This is a genomic window from Flavihumibacter sp. UBA7668 (assembly GCF_002483205.1).
In the GTDB taxonomy this organism is placed as follows: Bacteria; Bacteroidota; Bacteroidia; order Chitinophagales; family Chitinophagaceae; genus Flavihumibacter.
The window spans coordinates 401,098-427,600 of record NZ_DLHM01000002.1 but is presented as its reverse complement, the minus strand read 5'-3'; the positions used below and the strand labels follow the sequence as shown (position 1 = coordinate 427,600).

The window sequence follows — 26,503 nt, the reverse complement described above, 5'->3', positions numbered from 1 at the left end:
TTACTGGATTGAATGGATTGCCCTGGTGGATTGAATGGATTGCTGTGCTCGTTGACGCTGCATTTGCAGCAGTTGCCAATCGGTTTGATAGGTGTCCAGAAACTGACTTAGTTCCATCAGTTGCTGGTACAACAAGTGAATGGCAGTGAGACGGTCTTCATCGGTTGCTTTCAATTGCGCCGCTTCAATCCAGTGCCCTAACGCACGTACACCCAACTCTACTTCTTGCAGTACCACACCGATCGTTTGCTGGACCGCTTCCCGATCCGCCAACATGGTCGAAGCTTGGGCCTGGCGACTGAGTGCAAAGCAGCGTCGAATCAACTGTTGCTGCAGTTGAATACAAGCCAGAGTTAGTTGCCCCTTTCGAATAGCCGGATTAACCGCTCCCCAGGAACCCAGATAATCCGTGTGCAACGAAAACTCTCCGTTTTTCACATCGCCAATGAACCGAAGTCCCCCCTGCACCACCCGGTATCCTTTTTTCACGTAGCTCAGGTAAACCTGTAGCAGCGCAATCCGTTTGATCAACGGTTGCAGTTTTGCTTGGGCATGCACCACCTGACCCAGTAAGCAGAAGCTTAGCAGGAGAATCCATACTCGTACCATAGTAGTCCGATTTAATTACTTGAAATACCGTATAACATTCGTACGCGTTGCAGGGTAACCTTGTCTTTGGAACGTTGCACCGATAAGAGCACATTTTCCTGATTGAAACGACGCAGGTCACTTAGTAATACTGTCATATCTGCAGCCGCTTGATCAATAATCTTCCAACGCTCTCCGTCACTCATTTGAACTGTAAAGGATTGTACCACTTGCAAAAGCTGATCGACAGTTTCCAAACTTTTGGCAAGCATACCACTATACACCAATCCCATGTATTCGATTTCCTGGGGTGTAAAATGCTCATCCTGCCGGAACAATTGATACGCTCGCTGGTAACTTTTCACTAAGGCCCGTTGGGTTTCGATTAATTCCTTTACCTTTTTGTAAGTCGCTAGTGCATTTTTTACCTTCCAGAGCTCTTCGTAATACGAGGCATACAACTTCCGTTGCTTCTCGCCCCAATCACCAATTTCTTCCAGCTTTAATTTGGACAATGTATTCTCGAGTGCTTTCTGTGCATTCTGCAAACCAATCGTTTTATTTTGAAGGCGCTGTACTTGGGCATCAATCGCCAGTATGACCTTAATCACCACCTGCCGGACTACTTCCCACCAAGCAGCCTGGGCAGATTGGCTGGGTACGATCGTACTTAAACTGGTTAAGAGAACAACCACCAACAGCCTACCCTTCTTTTTCATACACACCCGTTTTAGTGTTTACTTTATTTTTTCCCGCCACTCACTCGCCAGGATCTTGATCCCCTCTTGTATGCCACCGTATTTTGCCGCATAGGCCTGCACCTGCATTTTTTCTGTTTCTTCCGTCGTATACACCAGGTATTCCTCCAATGAAACTTCCGTTCGATACACTTTGGATAAAACGCCTCCCAAACTGATGAATACTTCTTTGTACTTTTTACTCGGATCATTGGCTTTGTTTACACTTAGCACCTGCGCCTTTTCTTTTTCGGTTAGTCCTAATAGTTCCTGGATTTGATCAAATTTGTTTTGGTACTTACTCTGGTCCAGCAAGATCTTGCAATCACTGTTGTTGATGATGGCTTGCTTCACCACTGGAGAAGAAATAATATCCTCTACTTCCTGAGTAACCACAATCGCTTCACCAAAAAACTTGCGCACCGTTTTAAACAGGTACTTGATGTATTCGGCCATCCCTTCCTTTGCGATCGCTTTCCAGGCTTCTTCAATTAAAATCATCTTCCGAATACCTTTAAGTTTGCGCATTTTTGCAATGAACACCTCCATAATGATCAACGTAACGACCGGAAACAAAATCGGATGGTCTTTGATATTATCCAGTTCAAATACAATAAAGGGTTGCTGCAATAAATCCAGTTGCTCGGTGGCATTCAACAAATAATCAAATTCTCCCCCCTTGTAATAGGGCCGCAATACATACAAAAAATTAGAAACATCAAAATCCTTTTCCTTCACAGCCTGCTCTTTTAACAAGGGAACAAACTGTGCCTGCAGGAACTCATAGAAACTATTGAAGCAGGGAAATACTTCCTTGTTGTTACCCACATACTCAAAGTACAGTTGCAAGGCATTCGACAAGGCCACGTACTCACTTCTGCCAAAGGTCTCGTTGTCTTTTTTCCATAGTGCCAGTAGCAGGGTTTTGATACTTTCCTTTTTCTCGGTGTCCAGTTCATCTCCCTGCCCAATGTAAAACGGATTAAACCGGATGGGTGCTTTTTCCGAGTATGTGAAATAATACCCTTTCACCAGATCGCACAAACCCTTATAGCTATGACCCACATCTACCAGCACGACATGTGTACCCTGTTCATAATAGGAGCGCACCATGTGATTGGTGAAAAAGGATTTACCACTTCCGCTAGGCCCCAGAATGAATTTGTTTCGATTGGTAATTAATCCCCGCTTCATCGGCTCATCTGAAATATCCACTTGTATGGGTCTTCCAGTTAAGCGATCGCCCAACCTAATGCCTATGGAGCTAAGCGAGCTTTGATAAGCAGTTTCCAGGTTTAAAAAACAAGTAGCCTGTTCCACGAACGTATCAAAGGTCTCATTCATGGGAAAATCAGCGGCATTCCCCGGTAGGCCCGCCCAGTGGATTTGCGGCGCTCCGTCCAGCTCTTGCTTCGGTGTCGCATCCATCTGGGCAAGGGCACTTGATACCAGGTTTTTCAATTGCTTCAACTCCTCTTTCTCCTCTGTCCAAACCAGCAAATTGAAATGTGCTTTCACAGGTTGTCGTTGCTGACTAATGGCTTCATTTAAAAATTCATTAGTGGCTTCCCGGGCTAGTGCATTCTCTCTAGAATAAGCTGCCAGCGATTGCAAGCGCAACCGCTTACTTTCCAACTGCTGCATCATTTTCTGCGGATCCTCCAAAAACAAAAACTGGTTGTAGATATGATTGCAGGGCAAGAGTTGGCCCAATACAGAAGCAAAACCCACACTGAACTTGGTCCGGTCCGTGGAATACCGATCGTAATTGATGCGACTACCACATACCCCCGGCAGATCCACCACATCTCCCAAGGTATAGAGCTGGCAATACTTGGATCCGATTTGCAGTTGTTCCGGGAATTGGATATCGGCCATGATGGGATGCGAAGCAGCCTCCTCTTGCAAAAAACAGTACTGCTCCAACAAACCAGCACGTTGGTGGGTACTGATCAATTCTTTTTCCAACACCCGACGCAGACGCACATACCCACTGTCTTCCATTACCCGTTGAAATTGACCACAACCATCTAGAAAATCTTGTAGTTTGGTAGGATGCAGCAATTCCGGTGGAACCAGGTGCGGTCGGCACAACAACGAGAACAAGGAAGTAGACGATCGTCGTTCATTCAACCGCCGGGTCAATATGATATAACAACGATGATCCAAATAAGGTCGTTCATAAAAGAATCGATCACTGCTCTGTCCAAAAAAACTGCGGTCCTCTTTTCCAAAAGCGGGTTGAAAACGAGCTGCTACAAACCAATCCTGTTTGTGAAACACCGTTTGCTTCGGAAGCAGCTTGATGGCCTTGATCCAGGTTTGATGAAATGATTCATACTCCTCATTGGAAAGTGTGAAAACCTCCGGCAGGGTTGTTTCATAGACTACACTCACGGCCCCTTGTCGGGATAAGATGCAATCCTTTTCCACTCCCAAAATGGGAAAATAGGTGGCTAATGTTGCTTCCATGGAAGGTAGTTTTCAGGACTAATAAACAATAGTCGCGTGCGAACACGAACAACAGCAGGCACCTTTTTACTGGCCAGTTTTTTCATCAACCCATGCTCCCCATAATCGTTACTCCACCTACGAATCTTATTAACAAGCACTACTCCCAGTGCACCGACAATACCAATACATAGAAAGGGCGAGAGTCCGGTGATGTATAAAATCGCAAAGAGAATTAATAATAGCAGCAATCCACCACCCAGGTACCAAATGTATTGGGCCTTGAATCCCTTAAATTCAATCGGCTTGTTGATGCCCTTGTTGATGGTATAGACACTGCTTGCCATGTGGTACTTCTTAAATGCCAAAGAAGGATTTAATCACCGTAGCAACGACTACCAAAAAAACACAGGACCCAAACCAGGCGGCTGCCACTTTTCCGGTGTCGGGATCTCCGGCATTCCATTTCTGGTACACTTTAACGGCACCAATCAATCCCAGGATAGCACCGACCGCGTACATCAGGTTGGTGCCGGCATCGAAGTAGCCCCGTACTTTCGTATTAGCCTCCTCGATACCAGCAATACCATCCTGTGCCTGCCCGGCAACACTAACCATACACCCTAACAACCAACTACTCAGTCGTACAGCGAATCGCCGCTTTTTATTTCTTTGTTGCATACATCATGAATTTCACCATTAAAAATGCCTGGGAACCCTCAACCTACGGAGCCAAGGGCCCCAGGACTTTCTACCCCTCACCCTATCCAACACAACTCCAGTTCATTCTCTTCCAATGGCCGGTCGAATCGTTGCTCGAATCCATACATAAGCAGGTTGTTAATGGCTACCTGAAATGGCGTGCCTTTTAACCAGCCATAATCCCGTAATAGTTGTTGTATGGATACAAGTATTTCAGCTTCTGTTTGATTTGTTTCAGGCCCATCTAATAATCCGCGGATCCGATTGGCACATTGATTGGCAGCCGCAAACTGATCCTCCAGTTCAATACGCGTGGAATCTTGTTCTGGAGTGGAACGAGCCCGTTTGGCTTTCCACCAATTCAGTAATGAGGTCCGGTAATATTTCCAGCAGAGGACTGCATAATAACCAGCCAAACAGCCGAGTAAAAAATATAGAAATTGTCCCCAGGAAATAGCACCTAACATGACCATCGCTTTACCACACAAATATGGGGAGGATGAAAAGCGATTTTTCAATAGTTCCTCCCAACTTGGGAGAAATAAAATAAAATAGTAACTTAATGAAAACCTTCTCTTATGGACAATACACCACTCCAAATGCCAGTTCGCATCGCAGGCTTAATTATTGGCTATCTCAATAATGCTCTAACTGAAATCGAAGCCGATGAATTAGATAATTGGATTTTAGAAAAGGATGAGAATATGGAACTTTTTGAAGTACTCACAGAATATGAGCGCAATATTGATTTTACGCCTGAGTCCTATTTAGATAAATACGATGAATTAATGGAATTATGGGTTGTAAGTGGCTGGTTGGTAAAACGAGAACTAAATGCCATATCAAAATATGAATTAGAACAACTCGTCAATTGGTTGCTTGTAAATCCTGAGCACATACACGTACTTCAACAACTAAAGCCCAATGCCAATAAACTCAGGCTTACCTATTATGCCTTACAGGCGCATAAAAATTAGCAGCGAGGCCTGTCCACCGAATATCCAGTTCATCCATTTTGCAGACTAAATATGGCGGTGTATTTTAACTTATTTTTGTTTGCAAATCCGGCCACGTATTATATGAAAGGTTTGGATGATTCCAGTTCATGTTTATATCATCGACAGGTTTATTACATATGTACATATTTTTAAATAATGTTTACATGTATTAGACATTTTTGCCGATCACGTAGCTATCGTGTACATATTTATACTTTTTTTCGATATGTTTTCTATATATGTCGATAACATAATTATAAGCTATTTTTATTTACCAAAAATCCAGCTCATCCATTTTGGCGACTACTTTTTCCTTTAGGAGATCCAACAATTGGGTCCTATTTTTCTTTCTTAATCGGATTCTATTAAAGACATGGTAGAAATCACCAGATCAATCATGAAATCGAAATGAGCTATTTTACTAACCCTTTAGATCATAATCGTATTAGATAGTGATTTATAAAATACGTTTCTTTTCGAACCTTCAGCGGGGGTAATTTTTCCCTCTTCCAAATTTTGTAAATATGAACAACCGTTTGTCACTTAGTAATTCATCTTTATTCTAAAACCTTAGTTTTTATAATAATAATTCACCATTTTGATATATTTCATTTATTGCTAAATAAACTTCACAATTTTGAATGTCATACTATACTATAAAAGTCACCATTAAGGTGACTTTTATAGTATATATATTATCTTAATGAGATAGGCTTGACCTCCCAACTTACACCATTAAAAATTCGTACATAATATGAACCTGGTCTGAAGTCTCTTAATGAGATTGTGAATGTTTGTGATTTTTCAGGAACTGAATACTTTTTTATAATATTTCCACTTTGATCAACCAATTCAACTTGTTGGATAAATTCATCCTGATTTTTTCTTTCAATTTTAAAATCACTAAAGGAAGGGTTTGGATAGATTGCAAAATTTGATTTTAATTGCCCACAAAGAGTGCTAACCTCTAAAAAAACAGCTGAACTATAACCGCAAGCATTTATTGTTCTTACACGAATATAACCAGAGCTAAAACTGGATGAAATAGTAATCGGAATATCAAATCCAGTAGCCCCTAAAATAAACGGATTATTTCCTCCACTTGCACTTGAGGTAATACCACTCCAAAGAAACCATTCATATTGATCGCTTGTTCCTCCAGTCATTACCGCTTCAGCACGGTACCCACCAGGATTTAAACACATAGGATCATCTGCTCCATTACCATACACATTGATAAATTCTGGTACATTTGGAACACCAACCGTAATTGTTCTATATTTCGTAACAGATGTACCACAAGCTGTGAAGGATGCAGATATTGTTACTGTACCACTCCCTACTTTAGTAAGGGTAGCAATATTATTAGAAGATGAGATCTGTACAACTCCTGTAGGCTGGGATGACCACTCAACTGTTGTGTTGCAAGGCAATCCAACTACTTGTACTTGTTTAGATCCAGAACAAAATGACCCAGGATCTGATATACTCATTGATGGAAGGCTGACAGTAGTTACTAACTGATTAGTAGAATAAACTGTTGAACCAACAGTCACATCAACAATTATTGGATTTAATTTTGCGCCACACTTTTGAGTAAGTTCAATATTGGGTGAAGTGCCTGTTGAAATTATTTGAGGAGCGTCAACACCGCCATACAGCCAACCATTATTCGGACCTAGTTTCCACGTATAATTTGTAACACCTGAAGTCCCGTACACATTCGAGATACTTATGTTTTGTATGGCCGATTGTCCACATCCAACCATAATGGTTGCAGGTATTGTAAAAGATACAGGAGGAAACTCCTCAATAACGATTTTGGTAATCTTTACTTCTGAAACTTCAGAGGTAGATCCAGCAGATGCTGTAACAATAAAATAGTTGTCATTTAAAGATGAGATAAAATTATTAACTACTAAATAAGATTTAGAAGCTGTAGAATTGATTACAGCACTACCTATCTCGGAAGGGAAATTCCATTTTGGACCTGGAACAGAACCACAAGATGCAGGAGATGTTTCACTTGGATCAGGCAATTCTAAAGCAGTATGCATCTTTAAGTCAGGAGTAGAATTATTGTCAATTGAGGACTTGGTACAAGTGACTGTAATTTTGTATCTGTAATTCTGTTTTATATCAAATTCAATTGCAAAAGCTGTTCCATATGTACTAGAATTATCAGATCCTCCTTTAGTTTTTAATATTAATCCAGAAGAATAGGTAACGCCACCAGATACTGGGTAATGCTTAAAGCCGTTAACTACTTTTAAAGGAGGAGAATTGAATATATTACAAATACTGGAGGAGTATCCCAAATTTGAATATTCCAATGTTTGGGCATGCATAAGTTGACTGGCTCCTAAAAGAAGCAATAAAAGATATCTTTTCATATTGAAAGGTTTAGGTTTATACTTATCATTCCCGTTCTAGGTGAATTTGAAATCCAATTGAAGCTCGTATACCATTATTGCTACTGGTTGACGCTTGGTATCCTGTATATCCTATTAGCAATTCCATTGCCACACTGGAATTTAAGAATACGGACGGCCCAGCGGAAAAACTGTAAGAAGTATATCTGTTTTTTAAAGAATTTTGGTTATTTGATGTCACATTAAATCCAATACGAGCATCAGAAACAACATTTATTCTATTATCAGTATTTAAAAAATAATAACGGATAAATGGTCCAACCCCAAAAGTTGTAACCCGTGTTTTTGAACTTAATGTAGAAATGCTGTGGATTAGATCGAATGCAATACCACCTGCTAACTTATCAACAAAAAAATAACCTACGTTTGGCTTACCTTGAAATACTGTTGAACTAATCTCACTTTGATCCGTTTTTGTCTTTGAATGATCGAATGATAACTGACCACCCATCAACCAATTGTTTTTAGTTATTTGGCTAAAGCAACTACTTGCACAAAGAAAGGCTAATACGGTAAAATAAATAAATCTCATAGAATTTTTTGGTTAGTTTTTAAAGAGTAATTACATAGTAAATATTAATTACTTCAATTGACTAGTATTGAATGTAAGAAGTAAATTTTTTGAATTAATACCTCAAAGTGGTAATCTACTTGTTACACCTATTTAAATCAACATAATAGATAGTAATAATAAAAGAAGTACTGTGAATAAAAAAACACTTTGTATTTTAATATAAATAGTAATACTTATTTTAGAAATAAATTTCATCGAAATTCATCTAATTCAAATCTAGCTCATCCATTTTGGCAACTACTTTTTGCTTCAGTAGATCCAGCAATTGGGTCCGATTCTTTTTTCTTAATCGGATTTCATTAAAGACATGGTAGAAATTTCCCAAGTCAACCTGAAAATAATGGCTGAAAAAATTGACCAGTTGTTTCAATTCCACCTGACCATTATTATATACACCCGAACTTTGTAATGCATAAATCAACTCTACCAGTGCCGCCTTAGATGCTGTCCACCGAAGGGGGAGGTATTTTTGTTCCGGACCTGTTGGAGCAGGTTGTTCAGTTGACGTTACCAATACCTGTTGCCAATAAGCTACCAGCCTTTCATTGGCCCAATACCTGGCAACTAACACATCATAACCGGTAGACCAGGTTCGATCCCGATCCAGTAGCAAGGGGTCCAACAACTCCTCATCGCCGCTACTTTGCCGGGTAAAATACTGTCGATCAAGATCCGTACGTTCCAGGCGCAGGTACTGAAAAAAAGCAGTGTGTACTTGTTGAAAATGTGCCAGGGAGTCCAACTGTTGTTGTACATATTTCTTAACGGCTTTTTCCGTCCCCATTGGAAAATGTAGCCAGCCCTCAAATACACTCATCCAATACAAATACTCCTGTTGAAAGACCGGCTTGATTTTTTTGAAAAAGATAATTTCTGCTTCAACAGCTACTATGGGATGTTGTTCCAAATAGGTTTTTAACCAGTTTAATGCCACTCTACTTGCTTTCCAGGCAGCACTCGCAACCGCTAATGCATTATTACCCGGCTGTACGCTGAGCGTTTCAAGCTCCTGCAGTAATTGAGCATACCGTTCCTGAATGTCTACCGGTGCTCCCTCCAAAACTCTCCATTGTCTGGCGTTCATACATAGGAAGATTTAAGGTACTAAAATCAGGACGACCAACGATACAATACCACCCAACCAAGCGGATTGGTATAGGTAGCAATCAGTTCAAAGCCGATGGATTCCATGAATCGCTGCATGCGTTCGTGGGTACCTGGTAACTCCACCAATAACTGCAACGCACAACGACTACCGGACCGAACAAATTCCATTACCATTCTAAGAGCAGCTAACCAACTATCGGTATGGCAAGTCTCCCTGGGTACCAAATAATACAATACCCAACCCTCCACCAATAGCGGGCAATGGATCAATAAATTGGTTCTACTCACCGGTACCAGTTCCCAATAACTGAGCACTTTCCCTTGCCTTTCTACCACCACCGACTGTTCACCTTGCGTCTTTAAACGCCGTTGAATACGATGGATCAAACGTTCCGTTTGTATCTCCCAAATCTGATTGGTCAAATGGGTTGGATCATTCAAAACAGCATATACCTGCTGCAGGTCGCGAACAATCCAGCAGGCCCGAAATTGCCATGATAATCCATTATCATCTATCCATTCCAACCAGGTTGGGGGTTGTTCAAACGGATATAGGGACGCTATCATCGGTTCTCCCATCATATTCCGTCTACCGCCCAGGTAAATCCATTCTTTATATATTCGAATATCCTTGATTCCATAAACTATAAATTGTACTTTCTATACGCTAAACTTTTATACTTTGAAAAAAAGCACCGTTTTATCACGGGTTTCAACTACTGGAAATGCTCAACCCTGTATGCTTGGAACAGCAACCTGTCAGTTGCATTTCTATGAAGCAACAAAAGCGTCTCGCGTCGTCCCCCATGATCTGCTACCAAACACGCTCCAATGGATTTTCTGTCTCCAGGCCACAGTTTACTGGAATGGACAACCGCTTCCTGCTGCCAATCATGGTCTCTTTGAATCCGGAGCGCAGCCTACCGGCTCCGTCCTAACCCTTCTTCCTCAAGCAAGTGCACTCCTTTTACAGATCCCCCTCGACGTATGGCAGCCCACACCCAACTTCCCACTTGCCACTGCCTCCGAAATAACACCCCCAATCAGTTACCCCTTGTTATTATTGCTCAGTGAAACTTCCAATCTTACACATGCGTCGACTCGATTACCCTATTTCATCCGCACGCTGATAACTGCAACCACTTGTTCTGCTCCACCAGCAACAACACGGCTGCCTTTTCAAGAAACGCAGAAAATCATTCAGGTGGAGCAGCAACTCTTATCCTTTGGTGCTGCCATTCGATCCATTCAGCAACTGTGTTCCGCTCTTCACATCAAATCCTATAAATTCAACCTCCTCATCAAATCCATTTTTAATTGCACTCCACAGCAATGGTTGTTGCGCCTTAAAATGACCTATGCTGTTCAATTGCTGCATCAAAACCAATTCACCATTGAATATATTGCCAAGCAATTGCAGTACCAGTCGGATGAAAATTTTATTACAGCCTTTAAAGCGCATTTCGGAATCACTCCGCATGTATTCCGAAAACAAGTCAAGCAGTTGCACGTATTCCCCTTTTCCGAAAGACACGCGGCTCCACACCTACCCGTTGCTTAAACACACGGGAAAAATAACTTGGTGAGGAAAATCCTACTTGAATACCTACTGCCAGAATGGATTCATTGCTATGAAGCAACAATTCTTTTGCCTTTTCAATACGCATCAGTTGGACAAAGGAATGTAAGGACTGGCCATATAATTGTTTGCAGAGCGTTTGCAACCGTAACACATTCATGCCCGTGAAATGCAACAGGATCGACAACGTGATCGGCTTATCCAGTTCCTGTAGAATATAGGGCACCAAAGCCAATACCCGTTCCTCTTCATCCGCTAAGTCGGTTACCGATCCAGTTGCCTGGGTTAATACCAATTGCTCCAATAACTGAAACGCCTGTTGTTCCAATGCGAGTTGATCTTCCACTAGAAAGTGGGGACCAGCACGAATGGATAGTTGCTGAAAAAAGCGCTCCTGTTGAAGAGTCAATAGAAAAGAATGTTCCTTAAAGACGGAATCCGAAAAGGGATCAACAAAATAAGGCCACCAATTACTAGCAACTTTTTTTGTCAACCAGTCCTTGATTTCACGCAGTGATAATTGGAATACCCAGCCACTGGCCGGTTGTTGGCTACCAATCTGCCAACGTTCCTTCCCCTCACGTAAACAACTGATGAGCGCCATGTGCGCAGGAAGCAATTGGTGAGAGGTCGAAGTTCGTAAACGCAGGGCACCTTGTAAACAAATCGTCCAATAAAGGAGTGGCTCCTTGGCAAGGATAGCCCAACCGGGACTGGTTGCAGGTTCGTTCATAAATCGGTACACCTGAAATCCAGGAAACCGATCCAGCTGCCAATGCATAGCTTTTGCACCCGGTCTATGGATAAAGGGATTTATACTCATGGAAAGGTTTATTTGATGCACGGTTGCCAGAATCTCTGATAACCTAACTAGTAAGATACCATTTAATAAAGGGAAATACAAATAGCCAGGAATAGGAAATTGACAGGAATCAAAGTTTTTAATCTGGAGTTTTACAATATGCTTTCAACTACTACTTTAATTTCCAAAAAAACTAACAGGTGCCTAGCTCCTACATCTCTGACCGATGGGGCCCTTGTGTCCTTGAACCCCAAGTGGCAATGGAACGAACCGGCCTGTTTGCGGTAACTACTCCGGACTGGAAGTTATTGGGGCAACTTTTAGAAGATACCGATGGTTCCATTGAATGGGGTTGGGTAACCACCGAAAATGCGGATCAACTCATGATCATGGCAGATGACTATCCCTTTCTTTGTTTTTCTTTGATTCAGAACAGTGCTGATATTCACATTACCGGCAATGGAGAAATCACCCTGCATGAAACCGGCTTTCAATTGTTGTACAGTCCGTATATGTCCTTTACCATTCGCTTGCGAAAGGGACAAACCTACGGGTGGATGATTCTACGATTTTCAGAGGACAGCTTCAAAGAAATTATTCAAATCACCCGGATCCAGCAACAAGTCAGCAATTTTTTACATCCTCGATTTTTGTTACCACAGCCCAAAATATGGCCTGCTTCCAAATGGCATCAACTGGCCGTACAGGTTCCTCAACAGATTCCCCACCCTTTCTTACAACACCTTCCATCTGCCATTGCACTTCGGACTTTAATCGACATACTTTCTTCCTTACATCAGTTTGCGGAGCAAGCCCGTTTTATTTCCCTGGACATCGCCGCTACTGTGTATCAACAAAAGGCAGCTTTACTGAGCATATCCCACCAACATTTATTGATCGATGAATTACTTTCCGAAGCAGGCATTACCAATAAACCCTATTTCAGAAAATGCATTAAAGGCCTTTACGGTTGTTCTATAATTGACCTAATCAATCAATACCGTTTGCAAACAGCCGCTAGCTTACTGCTTAAGAAAGAAGTTTCCATAAAAGAAATTGCAGTTCGCGTGGGATATGCCAATGTATACCATTTCACAACCCTGTTCACCAAATTATTTGGGCTTCCTCCCAAAAAGTATCAACAACAATTTGGCTTATGAAATCTATAAATTTTTCTACAAATGCTATAAAAGAAAGAAGCGTTGATGTTTTCTGATCCCAATCAATCAGTTGAACTTTATACAATAACCTTATCAAATGAGACAGTTAAAAAATTAAAGATCGTATTGCAATACCAGGGGAATGCTGAAAACCTGCTAAAAGAGTAAGCACCTTAACTATAAAAAAAGAAACGTATGAAAAAGTATGTAATTGGATTTTCCGCTTTGTTCTTTGCACTAATTGTTACGTTGGCTGTTACAGCGAAAGAAGAACCAAAAGCAACTCCGGAATTAATGGCTGTTTGGTTTGATTTTAACGGCAGCCCTGGACAGGAAAACATCGCAAGCCAGTATTCAGTCGATGGAGACAATTCTCCGGAATGCCCAACTGATGAGACGTATCTGTGTGAAATTTTGGCCGTTCCTCAAACAGGTTCACCCAATTTACCAGATCTCTCCACCATTCAGCAATCACGTTTTAAATCAGCACCCTGATACAAAAAAGCAGCCGCCTGAAGGCGGCTGCTTTTTTAAAAACTAAACACTACAGAGAAAAATCCTGAATAACAAGCACATTAACGAAACGTTCTTCAATCGAGAGCTCTAATCCTATAGAAGGCAAACAATATTGCAAAATTTCTATGGATGCATCAGGTGTACATGAAAGTTGAAAACTAACTCGTTCATCAACGCCTGTTTCATCTACAATAGGATACTTACCATATAATTGCCCTCTTCTCAAATCCTGAACTAAAGAAGCCTGTAAGGTAGTATTCCGAACTATATAGGAGTTATCAGTTACAATTACTTTCGGTGGCAAGCATGCATAAAAATTATCCATTACCTTACCGGGCTTTGTTCGTAGAACCAATGCCTTCATCTTTCTCTTTTCAATGGTTGCTTTGTAAGGGAATTCCTGTTCCAAATCGGATCGCAATCGTTGTAGTATTTTTTTTGTGCTCAATCCTCTTTGGACAGCTTCGTAAGAAACAAGAAACCGCTTCTTCCAGGCATCCCTCAAATTTCCATCCTTTGGTAAAAAAAACCGACTGCTATCTCTGGTAGTTAGCTGTATCTGCGCAATGGGTAATAATTGTAGGAACCGAAGATCAAACCCAAATAACTCGTTTGAGTAGGCAATCGCATAAATTTTATAGAGCGGTTGGTTAAAAAATTGAAGCAGTAACTTACTGGAATCATCCGAAAGTGGTTTCAAAAAAAATCCATTTTTACTTGTTTGTTCATCCATCCCTTTAAAAAACAAGGAATAGGATTGTACATACGGATACAAGGCGGCTTGAACGGGAAAGCCAACTGGACTGCCAATACCCAGCGTATCATTATTCCGAGTTTCGGATAAATGAAGTGATTCCCCGCGAAGAAAACTGAGCATGTGCTCAAAAGTGGCATTATACCCACCTGTAATATGACGCACTACAGAATTTTTATCCAGCCATACATGAAATGGTTCTGAAACATGAGGAAACAGTTGATTGAATGTTGAATCCTGATATATTATTCTTAGGTGTCGTGGCCAAAAACCAAAACGTTGTAAGGTCTTTTGTACCTCTTCTTTGGTATTTCGGGTAACTGAAATAATTTGTATGCTGTCACCAAATACCTGTTGCAAGCTGTCTAATCCTGGTAACGCTTTAATACAGGATGCACACCAAACACTCCAAAAATCCAAAATAGTGGGTCGCCCTTCAAATGAAAACACTTCAGTAGTACTGTGGGATTCCATTGTTCGAAATCCAATAATCTTGATTTTGGGTAACACATCACCAATTTGTAAGGAATCCGTTTGTGCAAACAAATTACTCATAAGAAGCATTCCTATAATATATAGCATGCCCCTTCTGCTTATTAACTGTATCATTAATAACCTTCGTTTTGAGTTAGGTTGGGATTAAGTTTCAATTCAGCGATGGGTATCGGCCAAAGCTGGTCAGTTGATTGCCAGGTAGCAGGTTTTAAGTTCGACATAACACCATCTACCCGTCCAGTCCGTTTCAAGTCAAACCAGCGATTGCCCCACTCACCAAACAATTCCCAACGTCGTTCATTAAATACAGCCTCCAATAATTCTTCTGCTTCACCAGATTCAATAGCTGCTAATCCGGCTCGCACCCGAACAGCATTTAAATCTGCTAAGCCACCGGATAGATCACCTAGGTGAATGGCTGCTTCAGCCCTTAACAACAACATGTCAGCATATCGTAATGGAGTATTGCATTCAAGTTCCGGATAGGTTCCGGTTCCCCCTCTGACCTTAAATTTATACGGATAATACAAGGTAGCCCCTGCAAACTGCCGCTGTTTGATCCAGTGCTGCTTGCGTAAATCTCCTTCTTCGAAACTTGCCACCAACCAGTTTGTTAGTAAATAAGTTGGAGTTGTTTGCTCATTTAGTGGAAGTATAATATTTCCTTCATACGTGTTTAATTGTTGCTGAACGGTGTACAATTGCCAGATAGCTTCTGGACTGTTTTTTAGAAAAACATCATCTAATTTGGGCATCAATTGGTAGCCCCCACTTGCTTCCAATTCAGTAACAAGCCGTTGAACAGTTTCCCAATCCTTTTCCAAGGCAGCCAATTTTACCAACAAGGCAATAGCGACACCTTTATTGACCCGCCCTTTTCCTCCAGAAACTTCCACCCCATCCAACAACGCAATTGCTTCTTCTAGATCTTTTTTTATTTGTTCCAGTACAAGTCCATACGGGACGCGTCCTTCTGTTGCATTTTTAGCATATGAACTTGTAAGGCTAAGTGGAATAGCTCCGAAAAAACTACTGAGTAAATAATACTGAAATGCTCGGAGCACTTTCACTTCCCCAAGTAGTTTTCTTTTTGTTACCGAGGATACATGTTCACTCTTTTCCAATTGTTCCATGCACATATTCGCAGCATGAATAAATCGATACGCTGGTTGCCAAAACAACACTTGTAAACTTCCATGATTTAATTCAGAGAGCTCGTTGGTTGAAAATTCATCCATCAAACCCGGTGTGAAATAATAATACTCGTCCGCAGCCAATGCGCCATACAAGGAAACATACCCCGCCGTCAATTGATTCGGGCGGGTAACCATTTCACTGTAAATACCAGCAACAGCTGTTTCCGCAGATTGGTTATTGGAAAACAATCCTTGAGCAGTTTGTTGTTCAGGCGCAGGGGGAACTTCTAAAAAACGACGGCAACTGCAAAAATTGCATGCTACTAGGATCAAAAAAGACCAATAGAAGCTATTTGTATAGGTTTTAACTTGCATTGATTTACGGATTTAAAACGATGATTGAATACCTATGCTGATTACACGTAATGGAGGCAAAGTATTCCTGGATTGTGTTTCTGGATCACCACCCGCATAGGAAGTTATCGTTAGTACGTTTTGGGCCTGAATAAATAGTTTAAACATACTCATTCGAAGCTGCTGTACAATTCCTTTTGGCAATTGATAGGAAAGCTGAACATTTTTTAATCGAATAAATGAAGCATCTACAAAGGCTGCTGACGAGGTTGAGGCCGCAAATGCAGCAGTGTAGGCTGGACCAAATGACTGTTGCGAGAATCCTTGATAGGAAGCATTATCACCCGCCTTCTGCCAGCGATTCAACATTTCTTTTGGTACATTAGAACGTGTACCAGCAGGAGATCCGGTACTAAAAAATACATCGCGCCCTTGCTGTTGAACAAACTGTAAAAAAAGATCAAATTGCCAGCCACCTTTGACTACACTATTCGACCAGCCTCCATATAATGTTGGATTAGTAGTCCCAAGCACTCGAAAATCTGTCACCCGATTGGGCGAACTGGTGGATGCCCCACTTGCTGAAGTGAAGGAATACAAGCCGGTTTGTGGATTCAATCCTTCAAAAGGGTAGCCCCAAAATAAATTCAGCGGTTGGCCAATCTGATAGGTTTGTGCATAACTACTAGTCTCCAATCCGGGAAATTCAACAAGTTCATTTAGAGGGATTGTAAGGTTGAACTGGGATGTCCATTTCCACTTATTTGTAGATTTATTATTGTACGTAAAATCAAACTCCCATCCCTTATTCACCACTACACCTGGGAAATTCATCAACACATTAGTAAATCCAGTTTGCGAAGGCAAATTATAAAAGACGATCTGGTTGCTGCTTTTGCTATGAAACCAAGTAGTGTTAAACTGCAGCCGATCCTGCCAAAAGCGTAGTTCAAGCCCAACATCCAATTTGCGGATCTGCTCCCACCGATAATCAGGGTTAAACAATCGAGTGGGACGAAAACCAGCTACCCCACCATAAGGAAAGGTAGTTGGCACCCAGGTGTCCAGGTATTGGTAATTACCAATTTGGTCATTACCGGTAGTTCCCCAGCTGGATCGAATCTTTCCGAAGGATAAGAACGGCACTACCTTTTCCATGCCTTTAAGCTGGTGAAACAACCAGCCCCCTCCTATGGCACCAAAATTAGCCATTCGATTCGCAGGACCGAATCGGGATGAACCATCCCTCCTACCTGACAGCGTCAATAAAAGAGACTTCCGATAATCATAATTGATCCGGGCAAAATGTCCACCATACCGGTAAGTGCTACCTCCAACCTGTGTTACAATATTGGTGGCTCCGGCAGTACCTTCTAATACATTATCATTCGGATAACCAGAAGCATCAATGGTCTGTAATTGATTTCTACTGTCTTGATAACTGCCGCCGACTAGGATTCCAATGCGATGATTACCCCAAGTTGTTCGATATTCCGCCTGAGGTTCAATAATCCAGGTTTGCGTTCGGTTATTGGCAAAGTTAGAGCGGGCGTTTGCAAATTGCGGGTTCTGCGCTGCTTTCGGATAACGACTATTTTCCGATAATTGAAGCGTATTAAATCCGGAAGAGAGTTTCAACTCAAAGCCTTTGAATACTCTATAAGACAATACACTGTTGGTAGTGAATCTATCCATCCGTCCCCTGAACTGCTCCTTTAAAAAACGGAACGGATTTGGAAATCCAATGCCCCCTTTTTCCCATACAAGGTTACCGTTCTCATCGAATAAATCAGGTAAATTAGGAGGCAAACTCAAGGAATTCGTCAGATCGGTGTTGACCAATCGGCTATCCTCCGCACTGTAGGAAGAGGTAAGTGAAAAATGCAGACGGTTGTCTTTACTTTGATGATCTACCTGAAACCGACCCGAATAGCGGGAAGTACCTAACTCCGTTGGAAAAACGGTCGTTTCTTTATAGTAATTCGTACTAAAGGAAAATCGTGTCCATTGACTGCCACCTGACAACCCCAACTGGCCTTGCCAGGTAGATGCTGTATTGCCAACTAAAACTTTGCTCCAGTCGGTATACGCGGTAGAATCCCAAAGCAGTAAATCAGGCGCATTAGCCAGCGTGGGAACCACATTGTCATTTGCGAATGCTTCCTTTCGCATAGAAAGGTATTGCTGCGTTGATAAAAAAGTAGGTACCCGTGTTACACGTCCCCAATTGGTATTTATTTGAACGTCCACTTGTGTAGTTCCTGAAGTCCCCTTTTTGGTAGTTATTAAAATAACGCCATTGGCTCCTCGGGAACCATAAATTGCCGTGGCATCTGCATCTTTTAGAATCTCAATGCTTTCAATATCCAACGGATTAAGGGTATTCAAGGGATGGTTGGCGTTGATAAAATTGCGTTGATTCAATTGATTAATAGGAAAGGGAACGCCATCAATGACAACTAAAGGTTCATTCCCCTGTTGGATAGAATTGCGTCCTCTTATGAGTATATTAAACGCGGATCCCGGAAGACCATTTCGCTGGGTAATAAAAAGACCAGGAGCTCTGCCCTGCAAAGCTGCTAGCGGATTAGAAACAGGTTGTTTTTCAATAACCTGAGCATTCACCTTACTGATCGATCCGGTGGAAAATCGACGTGTAGTTTTTCCATATCCAATAACAATGGATTCATCTAAGTCACTTTGTTCAATGGACAAGGTAATAACTATTGGGTCATAGGATCGGACCAATACTTCTGTTGAAGTATAGCCGATAGAGGAAATTTCTAGCCTCACAGGTATGGATATGTCTTCTAAACTAAATTCTCCGGAAGTACTACTGGCCATCAGGCGTGGTCCCCCTTTTATACCAATGGTGGCACCGGCAATTGGACGACCGGTAGCATCCACAATGCGCCCCCTAATAAGGGAAGGAAGCGTATCGACAACAGGAAGCACCCCTTCTCGTTTTCGAACATAAATCACTTCACCTTGTAATAAGTAGGTAAGTGGTTGGTTCGCAAAACAATAGTCTAATACCTCCCGAACGGGTTGCTGGCGAACAGCGAGATTTACCGATTTTGCTTGCTTTATATCCTCGCTTTTGTAATAGAAAAACAGACCCGTTTGTTGGTGAATGGCTTCAAAGATTTCTTCTAGGGAAGCCTGTTTTTTGGAATAGGTAACTGTCTGTCCGAAGCTATGTGCAGACACATGCAGACAAGCTGCCACCAATAGTAGGATGGTTAGTTTGATCATAAGAAAGGTTTGATGCAGTTCGGCTGTCCGCCTACCAACGGACATAGATTTCCCAATAGCAGTTAATTGCATACATTTGATTAAGGGTTAACAATAGCTTTCCGTCAAAGTGAGTGGATGTTAATCCGGTAGCCGGATCCTGTTGCAACCAGGAGCCGGCTTTTTTCAAGAGTCCGCCATTTCGGACACTTGAATAGAACATTTGTTTTACAAGTGATTACTGTATGTTGATGAGCCTATGTTGGTTTTTCATTCTGTTATCGTTAGCACCCTTCCCTTCAACCGAAAATGCACCCCGCCACCTTTTTCCAAAATGCTTAATAACTCTTCGAGTGGAAGGTTGGTAGGCAGTACACCGGTAAAACGGGTCGATACATTGCCTTCAAATTGTACGGAAATCGCATACCAGCGTACCAGTGTTTTAAAGATGGTTTCAAAACTTGCTTCCCGGAACCAAATCTTTTGTTCCTTCCAGGCCAGTACCTGTTGCAGCTTTTCCTTACTGGGCTGAATTCGCTGGTTCTCCCCTATCGCAAGCACCTGACCAGGTTGCATGACATGATTTTCTTCCTTAGCCTGAAGCATAATCTTGCCTTCCTCCAGACCAGTTAGCATTACAGGATCAGCAGCATAAGCACTGACCACAAAACGGGTTCCCGTTACGGTAACAGCACCTCGCTCCGTACGAACAATAAACGGATGTTGTGCATCCGCCTTCACCTCGAAATACCCCTCTCCACTTAATTCCACTTCGCGTTTGTCCCCGGAAAAAAACACTGGGTAACGCAATTGTGATACCGCATTTAACCATACCTGACTACCATCACTCAATACTACCTTGTACTGTTTTCCAATCGGTATGCGCAGGATATTGTACTGATTACTTTCGCTTTTGGCCGTAGTTATATAAGTCAACTGATCTGCCTGCTGGCGCGCTACTACCTGGCCCTCTTCTGTAAGGGTAGATTGCCTTCCAGCAACCAGTACGACCCGTACCCCATTACTTGATTCCACCGTTACCAAGGAGTCCGGGTGGCCCGGAGTGATTGGTAGTACTGGATTTGCTTCTGCCATACGTGGTGGTTCATCCGTGGTACGATTGGTCCACCAATACCAACCGCTCAGTACCACCAATAAGCCACCTACCAATGCTGCCACACGTAGCCAGGAACGCAGTCGTACTACCGGTTGCTCCTGCTTTCGCAGTCGCTCTCGAAGCAATAAAAGGGCTGGATCTGTATTGATATCAGCATACTTTTCCATTTCTTTTTCCCATGCCGCGGAATTACTTAAGTCATCAAACAACTGCTGGTTCCCGGGAGATTTGGCTAGCCATGCTTGCAAGCGATCCAGTTCACCCGCCGTCAGTTCCGCACGTTGGTAATATTTATACAATAAAGGCAATATCGTAGCATCCATAGTCATGGGCGATAGTTGGATCGGTTTTATACTCTTTTAATTGAATTAAGTACCTGCTTGGTGAATTGGGAGGAAAAAATTTATTCGACGTTCAGTTGATTCATCTTTAGAAATATAACAAAAAAAAGCAATTCTGCAAAGGTGATACGAGCCATAAATTTTAGTGGCAACATCCTTGCGTCGCAATCCGTTTATTCGGTTGCACTACTATGGAACGAGGGAGTAATAAAAATGATGGAGAAGAGTAAAAATTTTACTGCATGCATGCTATTTAGTAGGGTATTATCCAGCCGACCAACAAACAAATTAGATACGACCATTTCGTGAAGCCCTTTTTAGCCAGTGCTGCTCGCATGCGTTTTAAAGCTGCTTTTTTATGGGTCTGTACCGTATTCACAGAAACGGCTAATTCCTGAGCAATGGCGGGTGCCAGCATCCCTTCCAGGTACGCCAGCGTAAATACCTTTTTCATTTGTTCAGGCATTTGCTGGGTTTCCAAATAGATCGCCTGCAGTAACCGCGAACGCATTTCTTCACAAATCGGATCCACTGCCTGATTTTCTAAATAGCCGAATTCAACAAGTACTTCTTTTCGCTTTTTTTCTTCATTGAGGTATTGAAAACATAGGTTACGAGCTATAGTATACAGGTAGCCAATCAACCCTTGCATGGTTTCCAGTTGGGTGCGTTTGTTCCATAGACGCAAAAAAGATTCTGCTACGATTTCATCGGCGATGGCTTCGTCCTGTACTATTTTAAAAGCAAAAAGAAGAATGGCGCGGGAATGAAGTTCATACACGACTTCCAATGCCGCCTCCTTTCCGTTCCGGAAATCCGAGACGAGGGCTTCGGGAGAGTGGTATGGTAGCTCATTTCGCATTAGAATTAATGAAATGCGAGATTCCCTAAGAAGCAAAAAGGGTTGGAACCTACCATGCTTTGCCCGCAGAGGTCGTAGGAGACCTACTATCTTTCGATAGCCAAGGACGCAAAAACAATAAGTAGGCCCAACCCTATATTGCCTATAGAGTTTGGGCGCCATACTTATCATCTCGCTCCTTGAAATTTCCTACGTTTCTGCGGACGAGAGACTCGCAAGCGAATCCACTTATGAGCTAGATTCGCAAATTAAGTTGAATGCCTTAATTCAACAAAAAGGCACTTGTAAATATAATAATTTTTCAGATAGGTACGGTACTCCGTACCTATAAAATTTCTTTTAAGGTGTTCCTTTCGAGATGGTAAAATCAAAGGAAGATCTTGAAATCCAAATGAAATATGCTATAGCATTCAGAAAACTAATGAATGAGCATAGAAAGAAGTGGATAGAAGGAGATCAGAGTACATCCGTCATAAACAGTTATAACAAACTGTATCTCGAAGCTGAACTCAGAAAAGCAACTTTAATTGATATTTTTTGGGGCAAATCAAATCCCTCAGCCATTACGATATCCAAAATAATTTCCGCTTTGGGTAAGACACATAAAGAATTTGGGGAACTTCTGGATGGAATCACCGAAGACGATTTAGTTAAATTCAAAAAACTACTAGCTAAAAAGCAGAAATAGGATCATTTACATCCGTAAGTCCTTAATCAATTACCATATAATTCCAATTCCTGTTTTTTTTGTGAATATTCATTGCATTGGCTCTGTAAAGGGATAATTGTTTTATGGTCTTGCAAATCACCTAATACCCTTCGTAAAGATTAAATGGATTGCCTATAAAAAACAATCCTATTTTACAACGAAATAAAAATCACCACCTGGAATATCTTCATCAGCATGCCCAACAAGGTATCGATTGTGAGAAGTTTCTTTAAGGATGATATTAAAATTTGCTTTTATGCAAGGTTCGTTTTTTCTATAAGTATTACTAGAATTACTAAATACGAACCTATATAAACCTTTTTCTTTTGGAATTAGAATAAGCTTAAACAAATACCGGCTATTTTTCTCAGGAAAAAGAAATTCTTTAAACAACAATTCATTAACACTTGATGTCGCTTTCCCTTCAATCAATTTAAAATTAAATGATTGAACAGCATCAAACCAAAACTGAGCTAATGAATCAAACCGCTGAAAACCTATCGCACTTCCTAAATTTCCAGCATTATTAAAATTTATGTTTTGGCTTGTGTTTAAATCTACGAAGTTGATAGATTCATTTATCTCTAACACTAATGAGTCGCCAGTTGAAAGATAATCATTATCTGGGGTAACTTTTGCGGGCAAATCAAATCGATACTTTACCTGAGTACAATCTAATCCGGATTTATTACATGTAGCATTTATAGTTGCAATTCCTATAAAAATTACGATAGTACAATAAATGAATCGATAATTAGTAGCCATAAAAGGTAAAGATAGTATTCACACCGGTAGATTGATTTTTACCATTTTCCTTTAGAAGTCGGAGTTTGAAACTTTGCATACCACTAAAATCAGAATCCAATTCATTGAAAAGTTGCTAAAAAGTATACCCGGAAACAATATCATTGGTATAACTCACCGGGATGCGATAAGTAAAGGCTTATGGTGAACCGGAATCATAAAGTCAAAAATAACTTCCGAATCTAACGAAGTATCTGAAATTGGATCAACTACTTAACCACAAAATAGAAATATCCACCGGGTTGATCCTCGCCAGTAGATGAAATTAAATGTTTATTGTGATTTGTTTCTTTCAGATATATGTTAAAATTTGCCTTTTCACAAGGATCACTTTTTCTAAATGTATTAATTGAATTACTCATAATCAATTTATAAAGACCTGTCCTTTGGGGCTTAATAATTAGATGAAACTGGTAACGTTTATTGTTCTCATAAAATAAGTAATCTCTATTTAATTCTACAATTATAGGGTCGGAACTCTTCCCTTTGATCAAAGAAAAGTGAAAATTATTAGCTGCCTGTTCCCACATGCTATTAGTTGAATCATATCGTTGAAATGATATAGTACTACCCAAATTACCTGCATTATCAAACTTAACGGATTGTCCGGTAACCACATCTCTGAATATAATTGACTCATCAATTAATATGGTCAAGGAATCAGAAATTGGTAGCATTTCATGATCAGGATAGATTTTAGCCGGTAAATCAAAATAATTGGTGACTATTGAACAATCAAAACCTGATTTATTACAAGTTGCATTGATGGTAATGAAGCCAGCAAATAATACGACCAATATATATGAGATTCTGAATTTAGTACCCATAAAATGTAAATATTGTATTAACCCCAGTAGCCTGATTATTTCCATTCTCATTTAACAAACGAATTTTATAGTTCTGAATGCTACTAACGTCGGAGTCCAATGAATTGAATAGTTGTTGAAAGGTATAACCAGCAACATTATCAAATAATGGAACATAATCCCCCTGATCATCATTTCTATTATCCATTAAATCATAGTACAACCCTTGTGGGATCCAATTAAATGGATCTCTTAATATTGTGGGATTAAAATTTTCCAGCAAATTCAAATTACTACTTAATCCAGAAATAGGCGAATCATTTGAATAAGGTTCACCTTGCTCAAAAAATGAACCACTCAATGCCCCGTACTTTAGGTTTGTAAGGTAATGACCAGTATGATATGCCCAGCTTTCACCCAGAGCTATAATCGGAGCATCAGGAGTATTCTTCGGCCCATATGGCGCATCACTCTGATTAAAATTTGCAATAATTTGATTTATTTCAGCTTGCACAAAATTGTTATACCAGGCAGTTCCCGCTTTTTTATAATGTGCCGCATGTGTTAATTCATGATAACATAGTTCAGTTAATTTATCATTAGTTTTTGTGACAGTTTCACTTGCACTATACGTAATAAATAGGTCTATTCTTCCTGCAAGCGCACCTGCTATCGCACCTAAGTAAGCACTGGTATACTCCATTCCAATAGATGGAGTAACAAATTGCCGGAAGAAATAATTAGAAACACTTGTTATGTATCTTTTTTCAAACATAGGTGCTGAACCGTTTCCACTTCCTGGCAAGGTCAAAATTTTTAATTTATCAGGAACAGTCCCAATTCCCAAAGCTGTAGCATGTGTATAATTGTATTCCTGAACTGTGTTATGGATGGTAGCAGATGCCCAATTCATTGCTCCTCTTGATCTTACGTCATTGTTATCAGCAATATTGTAGGTCACATTATTTACTTTTCCCCTAAATCTACCCATATTAATTCTATTCGGAAACAACATTCTCCATAAACGTGCCCCCCTGAGTCCGTAAACACTCGCATTTGCATTCTTGAACTTCATTATCATAGTAAACTTATTACGAAAGCTCTTAGTAAAATAATAGTTGCCAATATTATCTGTATAGGTCCGTTCAATTTTGAGAAATCTTCGCGCAACCAGGCGCACTTTTTTAATGCCCACATCAGCTTGAAGTACATCATCATTTACAGTAATTTTTCCCGCTGGAATTCTTATGACTGGAACTGGTGGCAAAGGAGTTAAACAGGGGCTAAAACCACAAACTACTCTACAATCGCATTCCAATGCACTAGGTCTTGAACTACAATCACAGCTAGAAGAAGACATAGATTCCATTATTGCAGAACTGCTTCCACTTGAACAACCTGCAGTATCAACATAATTGCCGGTAATTCTAAATGCCTCATTTTCGATACGATAATCATTGGGAACATGCAACGTTTGTAAAACTTCAGTAGTTATTCCGGACGGAGCCACAAAATTCATGTCTACTACCGCATAAAGCCAGGGTATTTGTTCGATTGGGGTAACCCCATCATCATAGTAATCACCTTCTTGTATTAATTCATAATCAAGAGGATAGTCGAACAAATCAATATCCATATCCTCTAACTGAGCCAATTGGTTATTATTGGTGGGCTTGAAGCGGATATATTTTTGATTTTCTACTACGCCGATACTGCTACCTGTTAAATTAACGTACGCCTGTTTCATTTTAACCAAGGAATAAGGGGCCCCTAGTAATTTTGAACCAAGAATTGTTGGCTTCAACACACTATCTGATTGAAGTCCATTTTCAGCATCCTCCCAACAGTAGTCGCCTGTGGAGCCTGAAGAACTCGTACTATTGATTGAACCTAGTACTTCGTTTGAACTTGAGATGAATTGTTCTGATGCATTAAATTCTTTCTTACAGGAAAATAACGATATAACGGCAGCAATAAGGACTAATGCCTTTTGCAATGAAGGTGTGTGCATATCCCAGGATAAGGTAATTTCTAAATAAGGTTATGACTAAATATAGATATAACTATTTAAATATGCAAGCAATAAATCAAAAAAAAGTTAACTATTCAGCATCCATCAAAGAAAATAAGTAAGCCAATTTTCAATGATGGATCTATAAAAAATGCAGACTTCAAGTGGAAATTTGTATGAATTTTTTCAATTAATCCTGTCTCAAAGTTAATAGATTGTCTGCCGGGCGAAAAG

General features: G+C 40.7%; 25 protein-coding genes and 1 pseudogene. 5 read left to right on the top strand and 21 right to left on the bottom strand.

Annotated features, from left to right (window positions below):
• The 6 genes from B2746_RS05510 to B2746_RS05485 all read right to left on the bottom strand — a co-directional run bounded on the left by B2746_RS05510 (position 1) and on the right by B2746_RS05485 (position 4,945).
• Positions 1-609, bottom strand: a complete 609-nt coding sequence (locus B2746_RS05510) for a hypothetical protein (protein ID WP_239597320.1) — start codon at positions 607-609, stop codon at positions 1-3.
• An 11-nt stretch (positions 610-620) separates the two neighbouring features.
• Positions 621-1,307: a conjugal transfer protein TraI gene (locus B2746_RS05505; protein WP_239597322.1), complete on the bottom strand. Its 687-nt coding sequence runs from the start codon at positions 1,305-1,307 to the stop codon at positions 621-623.
• A gap of 18 nt (positions 1,308-1,325) precedes the next feature.
• On the bottom strand, positions 1,326-3,797 hold the full coding sequence (locus B2746_RS05500) for a TraG family conjugative transposon ATPase (protein ID WP_290791774.1): 2,472 nt from the start codon (positions 3,795-3,797) through the stop codon (positions 1,326-1,328).
• Positions 3,782-4,123 carry a DUF4133 domain-containing protein gene (locus B2746_RS05495; RefSeq protein ID WP_239597328.1) on the bottom strand — a complete coding sequence of 114 codons (342 nt, stop codon included), beginning with the start codon at positions 4,121-4,123 and terminating at the stop codon, positions 3,782-3,784. The genes B2746_RS05500 and B2746_RS05495 overlap by 16 nt, the downstream gene beginning before the upstream one ends.
• 10 nt (positions 4,124-4,133) lie before the next feature.
• Positions 4,134-4,394 (bottom strand): DUF4134 domain-containing protein, encoded by a 261-nt coding sequence (locus tag B2746_RS05490; RefSeq protein ID WP_239598179.1) that lies wholly within the window; start codon positions 4,392-4,394, stop codon positions 4,134-4,136.
• A 140-nt stretch (positions 4,395-4,534) separates the two neighbouring features.
• The gene (locus B2746_RS05485) at positions 4,535-4,945 is read right to left on the bottom strand and encodes a hypothetical protein (RefSeq protein WP_239597331.1); all 411 of its coding nucleotides are present in this window, start codon (positions 4,943-4,945) and stop codon (positions 4,535-4,537) included.
• A gap of 111 nt (positions 4,946-5,056) precedes the next feature.
• Between B2746_RS05485 and B2746_RS05480 the strand changes: the two genes are divergently transcribed.
• Entirely contained in the window at positions 5,057-5,455 is a 399-nt protein-coding gene (locus B2746_RS05480) for a hypothetical protein (protein WP_239597334.1), read from the top strand.
• A 292-nt stretch (positions 5,456-5,747) separates the two neighbouring features.
• On the opposite strand, the pseudogene B2746_RS22820 reads toward B2746_RS05480, so the two are convergent.
• The 5 genes and pseudogenes from B2746_RS22820 to B2746_RS05460 all read right to left on the bottom strand — a co-directional run.
• A pseudogene (locus B2746_RS22820) lies at positions 5,748-5,852 on the bottom strand (hypothetical protein); the annotation flags it as partial.
• 319 nt (positions 5,853-6,171) lie between these two features.
• Positions 6,172-7,869: a T9SS type A sorting domain-containing protein gene (locus B2746_RS05475; protein WP_239597336.1), complete on the bottom strand. Its 1,698-nt coding sequence runs from the start codon at positions 7,867-7,869 to the stop codon at positions 6,172-6,174.
• Between the two features lie 25 nt (positions 7,870-7,894).
• Complete coding sequence (locus tag B2746_RS05470; RefSeq protein WP_239597338.1) at positions 7,895-8,440, bottom strand: outer membrane beta-barrel protein; 546 nt, start codon at positions 8,438-8,440, stop codon at positions 7,895-7,897.
• Positions 8,441-8,687: 247 nt separating this feature from the next.
• A complete protein-coding gene (locus B2746_RS05465; protein WP_239597340.1) occupies positions 8,688-9,566 on the bottom strand; it encodes an RteC domain-containing protein in 879 nt (292 codons plus the stop codon).
• A gap of 26 nt (positions 9,567-9,592) precedes the next feature.
• Positions 9,593-10,156 carry a hypothetical protein gene (locus B2746_RS05460; protein ID WP_239597343.1) on the bottom strand — a complete coding sequence of 188 codons (564 nt, stop codon included), beginning with the start codon at positions 10,154-10,156 and terminating at the stop codon, positions 9,593-9,595.
• Between the two features lie 115 nt (positions 10,157-10,271).
• On the opposite strand from B2746_RS05460, the gene B2746_RS05455 reads away from it, so the two are divergent.
• The gene (locus B2746_RS05455; protein ID WP_239597346.1) at positions 10,272-11,150 is read left to right on the top strand and encodes a helix-turn-helix domain-containing protein; all 879 of its coding nucleotides are present in this window, start codon (positions 10,272-10,274) and stop codon (positions 11,148-11,150) included.
• Here B2746_RS05455 and B2746_RS05450 read toward each other — a convergent pair.
• Positions 11,086-11,991, bottom strand: coding sequence for a helix-turn-helix transcriptional regulator (locus tag B2746_RS05450; RefSeq protein ID WP_239597349.1), 906 nt, complete (start codon positions 11,989-11,991; stop codon positions 11,086-11,088). The two genes, B2746_RS05455 and B2746_RS05450, sit on opposite strands and share 65 nt — an antisense overlap.
• 239 nt (positions 11,992-12,230) lie before the next feature.
• Here B2746_RS05450 and B2746_RS05445 point away from each other — a divergent pair, with 239 nt between their 5' ends.
• Together B2746_RS05445 and B2746_RS05440 are read left to right on the top strand one after the other, a co-directional pair.
• The gene (locus B2746_RS05445; protein WP_239597352.1) at positions 12,231-13,130 is read left to right on the top strand and encodes a helix-turn-helix domain-containing protein; all 900 of its coding nucleotides are present in this window, start codon (positions 12,231-12,233) and stop codon (positions 13,128-13,130) included.
• A 195-nt stretch (positions 13,131-13,325) separates the two neighbouring features.
• Positions 13,326-13,625 carry a hypothetical protein gene (locus B2746_RS05440; RefSeq protein WP_239597355.1) on the top strand — a complete coding sequence of 100 codons (300 nt, stop codon included), beginning with the start codon at positions 13,326-13,328 and terminating at the stop codon, positions 13,623-13,625.
• A gap of 49 nt (positions 13,626-13,674) precedes the next feature.
• Here B2746_RS05440 and B2746_RS05435 read toward each other — a convergent pair whose 3' ends face one another.
• From B2746_RS05435 to B2746_RS05410, 6 genes are all read right to left on the bottom strand, one after another.
• Complete coding sequence (locus tag B2746_RS05435) at positions 13,675-14,955, bottom strand: TlpA family protein disulfide reductase (protein ID WP_239597360.1); 1,281 nt, start codon at positions 14,953-14,955, stop codon at positions 13,675-13,677.
• Between the two features lie 53 nt (positions 14,956-15,008).
• Positions 15,009-16,406, bottom strand: coding sequence for a RagB/SusD family nutrient uptake outer membrane protein (locus B2746_RS05430; protein WP_262915911.1), 1,398 nt, complete (start codon positions 16,404-16,406; stop codon positions 15,009-15,011).
• Between the two features lie 12 nt (positions 16,407-16,418).
• Positions 16,419-19,640 carry a SusC/RagA family TonB-linked outer membrane protein gene (locus B2746_RS05425; RefSeq protein ID WP_290791763.1) on the bottom strand — a complete coding sequence of 1,074 codons (3,222 nt, stop codon included), beginning with the start codon at positions 19,638-19,640 and terminating at the stop codon, positions 16,419-16,421.
• 31 nt (positions 19,641-19,671) lie between these two features.
• On the bottom strand, positions 19,672-19,842 hold the full coding sequence (locus B2746_RS05420; RefSeq protein WP_290791761.1) for a hypothetical protein: 171 nt from the start codon (positions 19,840-19,842) through the stop codon (positions 19,672-19,674).
• 47 nt (positions 19,843-19,889) lie between these two features.
• Complete coding sequence (locus B2746_RS05415; RefSeq protein WP_239597367.1) at positions 19,890-21,065, bottom strand: FecR family protein; 1,176 nt, start codon at positions 21,063-21,065, stop codon at positions 19,890-19,892.
• 265 nt (positions 21,066-21,330) lie between these two features.
• On the bottom strand, positions 21,331-21,939 hold the full coding sequence (locus B2746_RS05410) for an RNA polymerase sigma factor (RefSeq protein ID WP_239597369.1): 609 nt from the start codon (positions 21,937-21,939) through the stop codon (positions 21,331-21,333).
• A gap of 358 nt (positions 21,940-22,297) precedes the next feature.
• Between B2746_RS05410 and B2746_RS05405 the strand changes: the two genes are divergently transcribed.
• Positions 22,298-22,627: a hypothetical protein gene (locus tag B2746_RS05405; RefSeq protein WP_239597371.1), complete on the top strand. Its 330-nt coding sequence runs from the start codon at positions 22,298-22,300 to the stop codon at positions 22,625-22,627.
• A gap of 168 nt (positions 22,628-22,795) precedes the next feature.
• Here B2746_RS05405 and B2746_RS05400 read toward each other — a convergent pair whose 3' ends face one another.
• The 3 genes from B2746_RS05400 to B2746_RS05390 all read right to left on the bottom strand — a co-directional run bounded on the left by B2746_RS05400 (position 22,796) and on the right by B2746_RS05390 (position 26,269).
• The gene (locus tag B2746_RS05400) at positions 22,796-23,413 is read right to left on the bottom strand and encodes a hypothetical protein (RefSeq protein ID WP_239597373.1); all 618 of its coding nucleotides are present in this window, start codon (positions 23,411-23,413) and stop codon (positions 22,796-22,798) included.
• 248 nt (positions 23,414-23,661) lie between these two features.
• On the bottom strand, positions 23,662-24,279 hold the full coding sequence (locus B2746_RS05395) for a hypothetical protein (protein ID WP_239597375.1): 618 nt from the start codon (positions 24,277-24,279) through the stop codon (positions 23,662-23,664).
• Positions 24,269-26,269, bottom strand: a complete 2,001-nt coding sequence (locus tag B2746_RS05390) for a hypothetical protein (protein WP_239597377.1) — start codon at positions 26,267-26,269, stop codon at positions 24,269-24,271. Before B2746_RS05390 ends, B2746_RS05395 begins: the two co-directional genes overlap by 11 nt.
• Between the last annotated feature and the right edge of the window lie 234 nt (positions 26,270-26,503).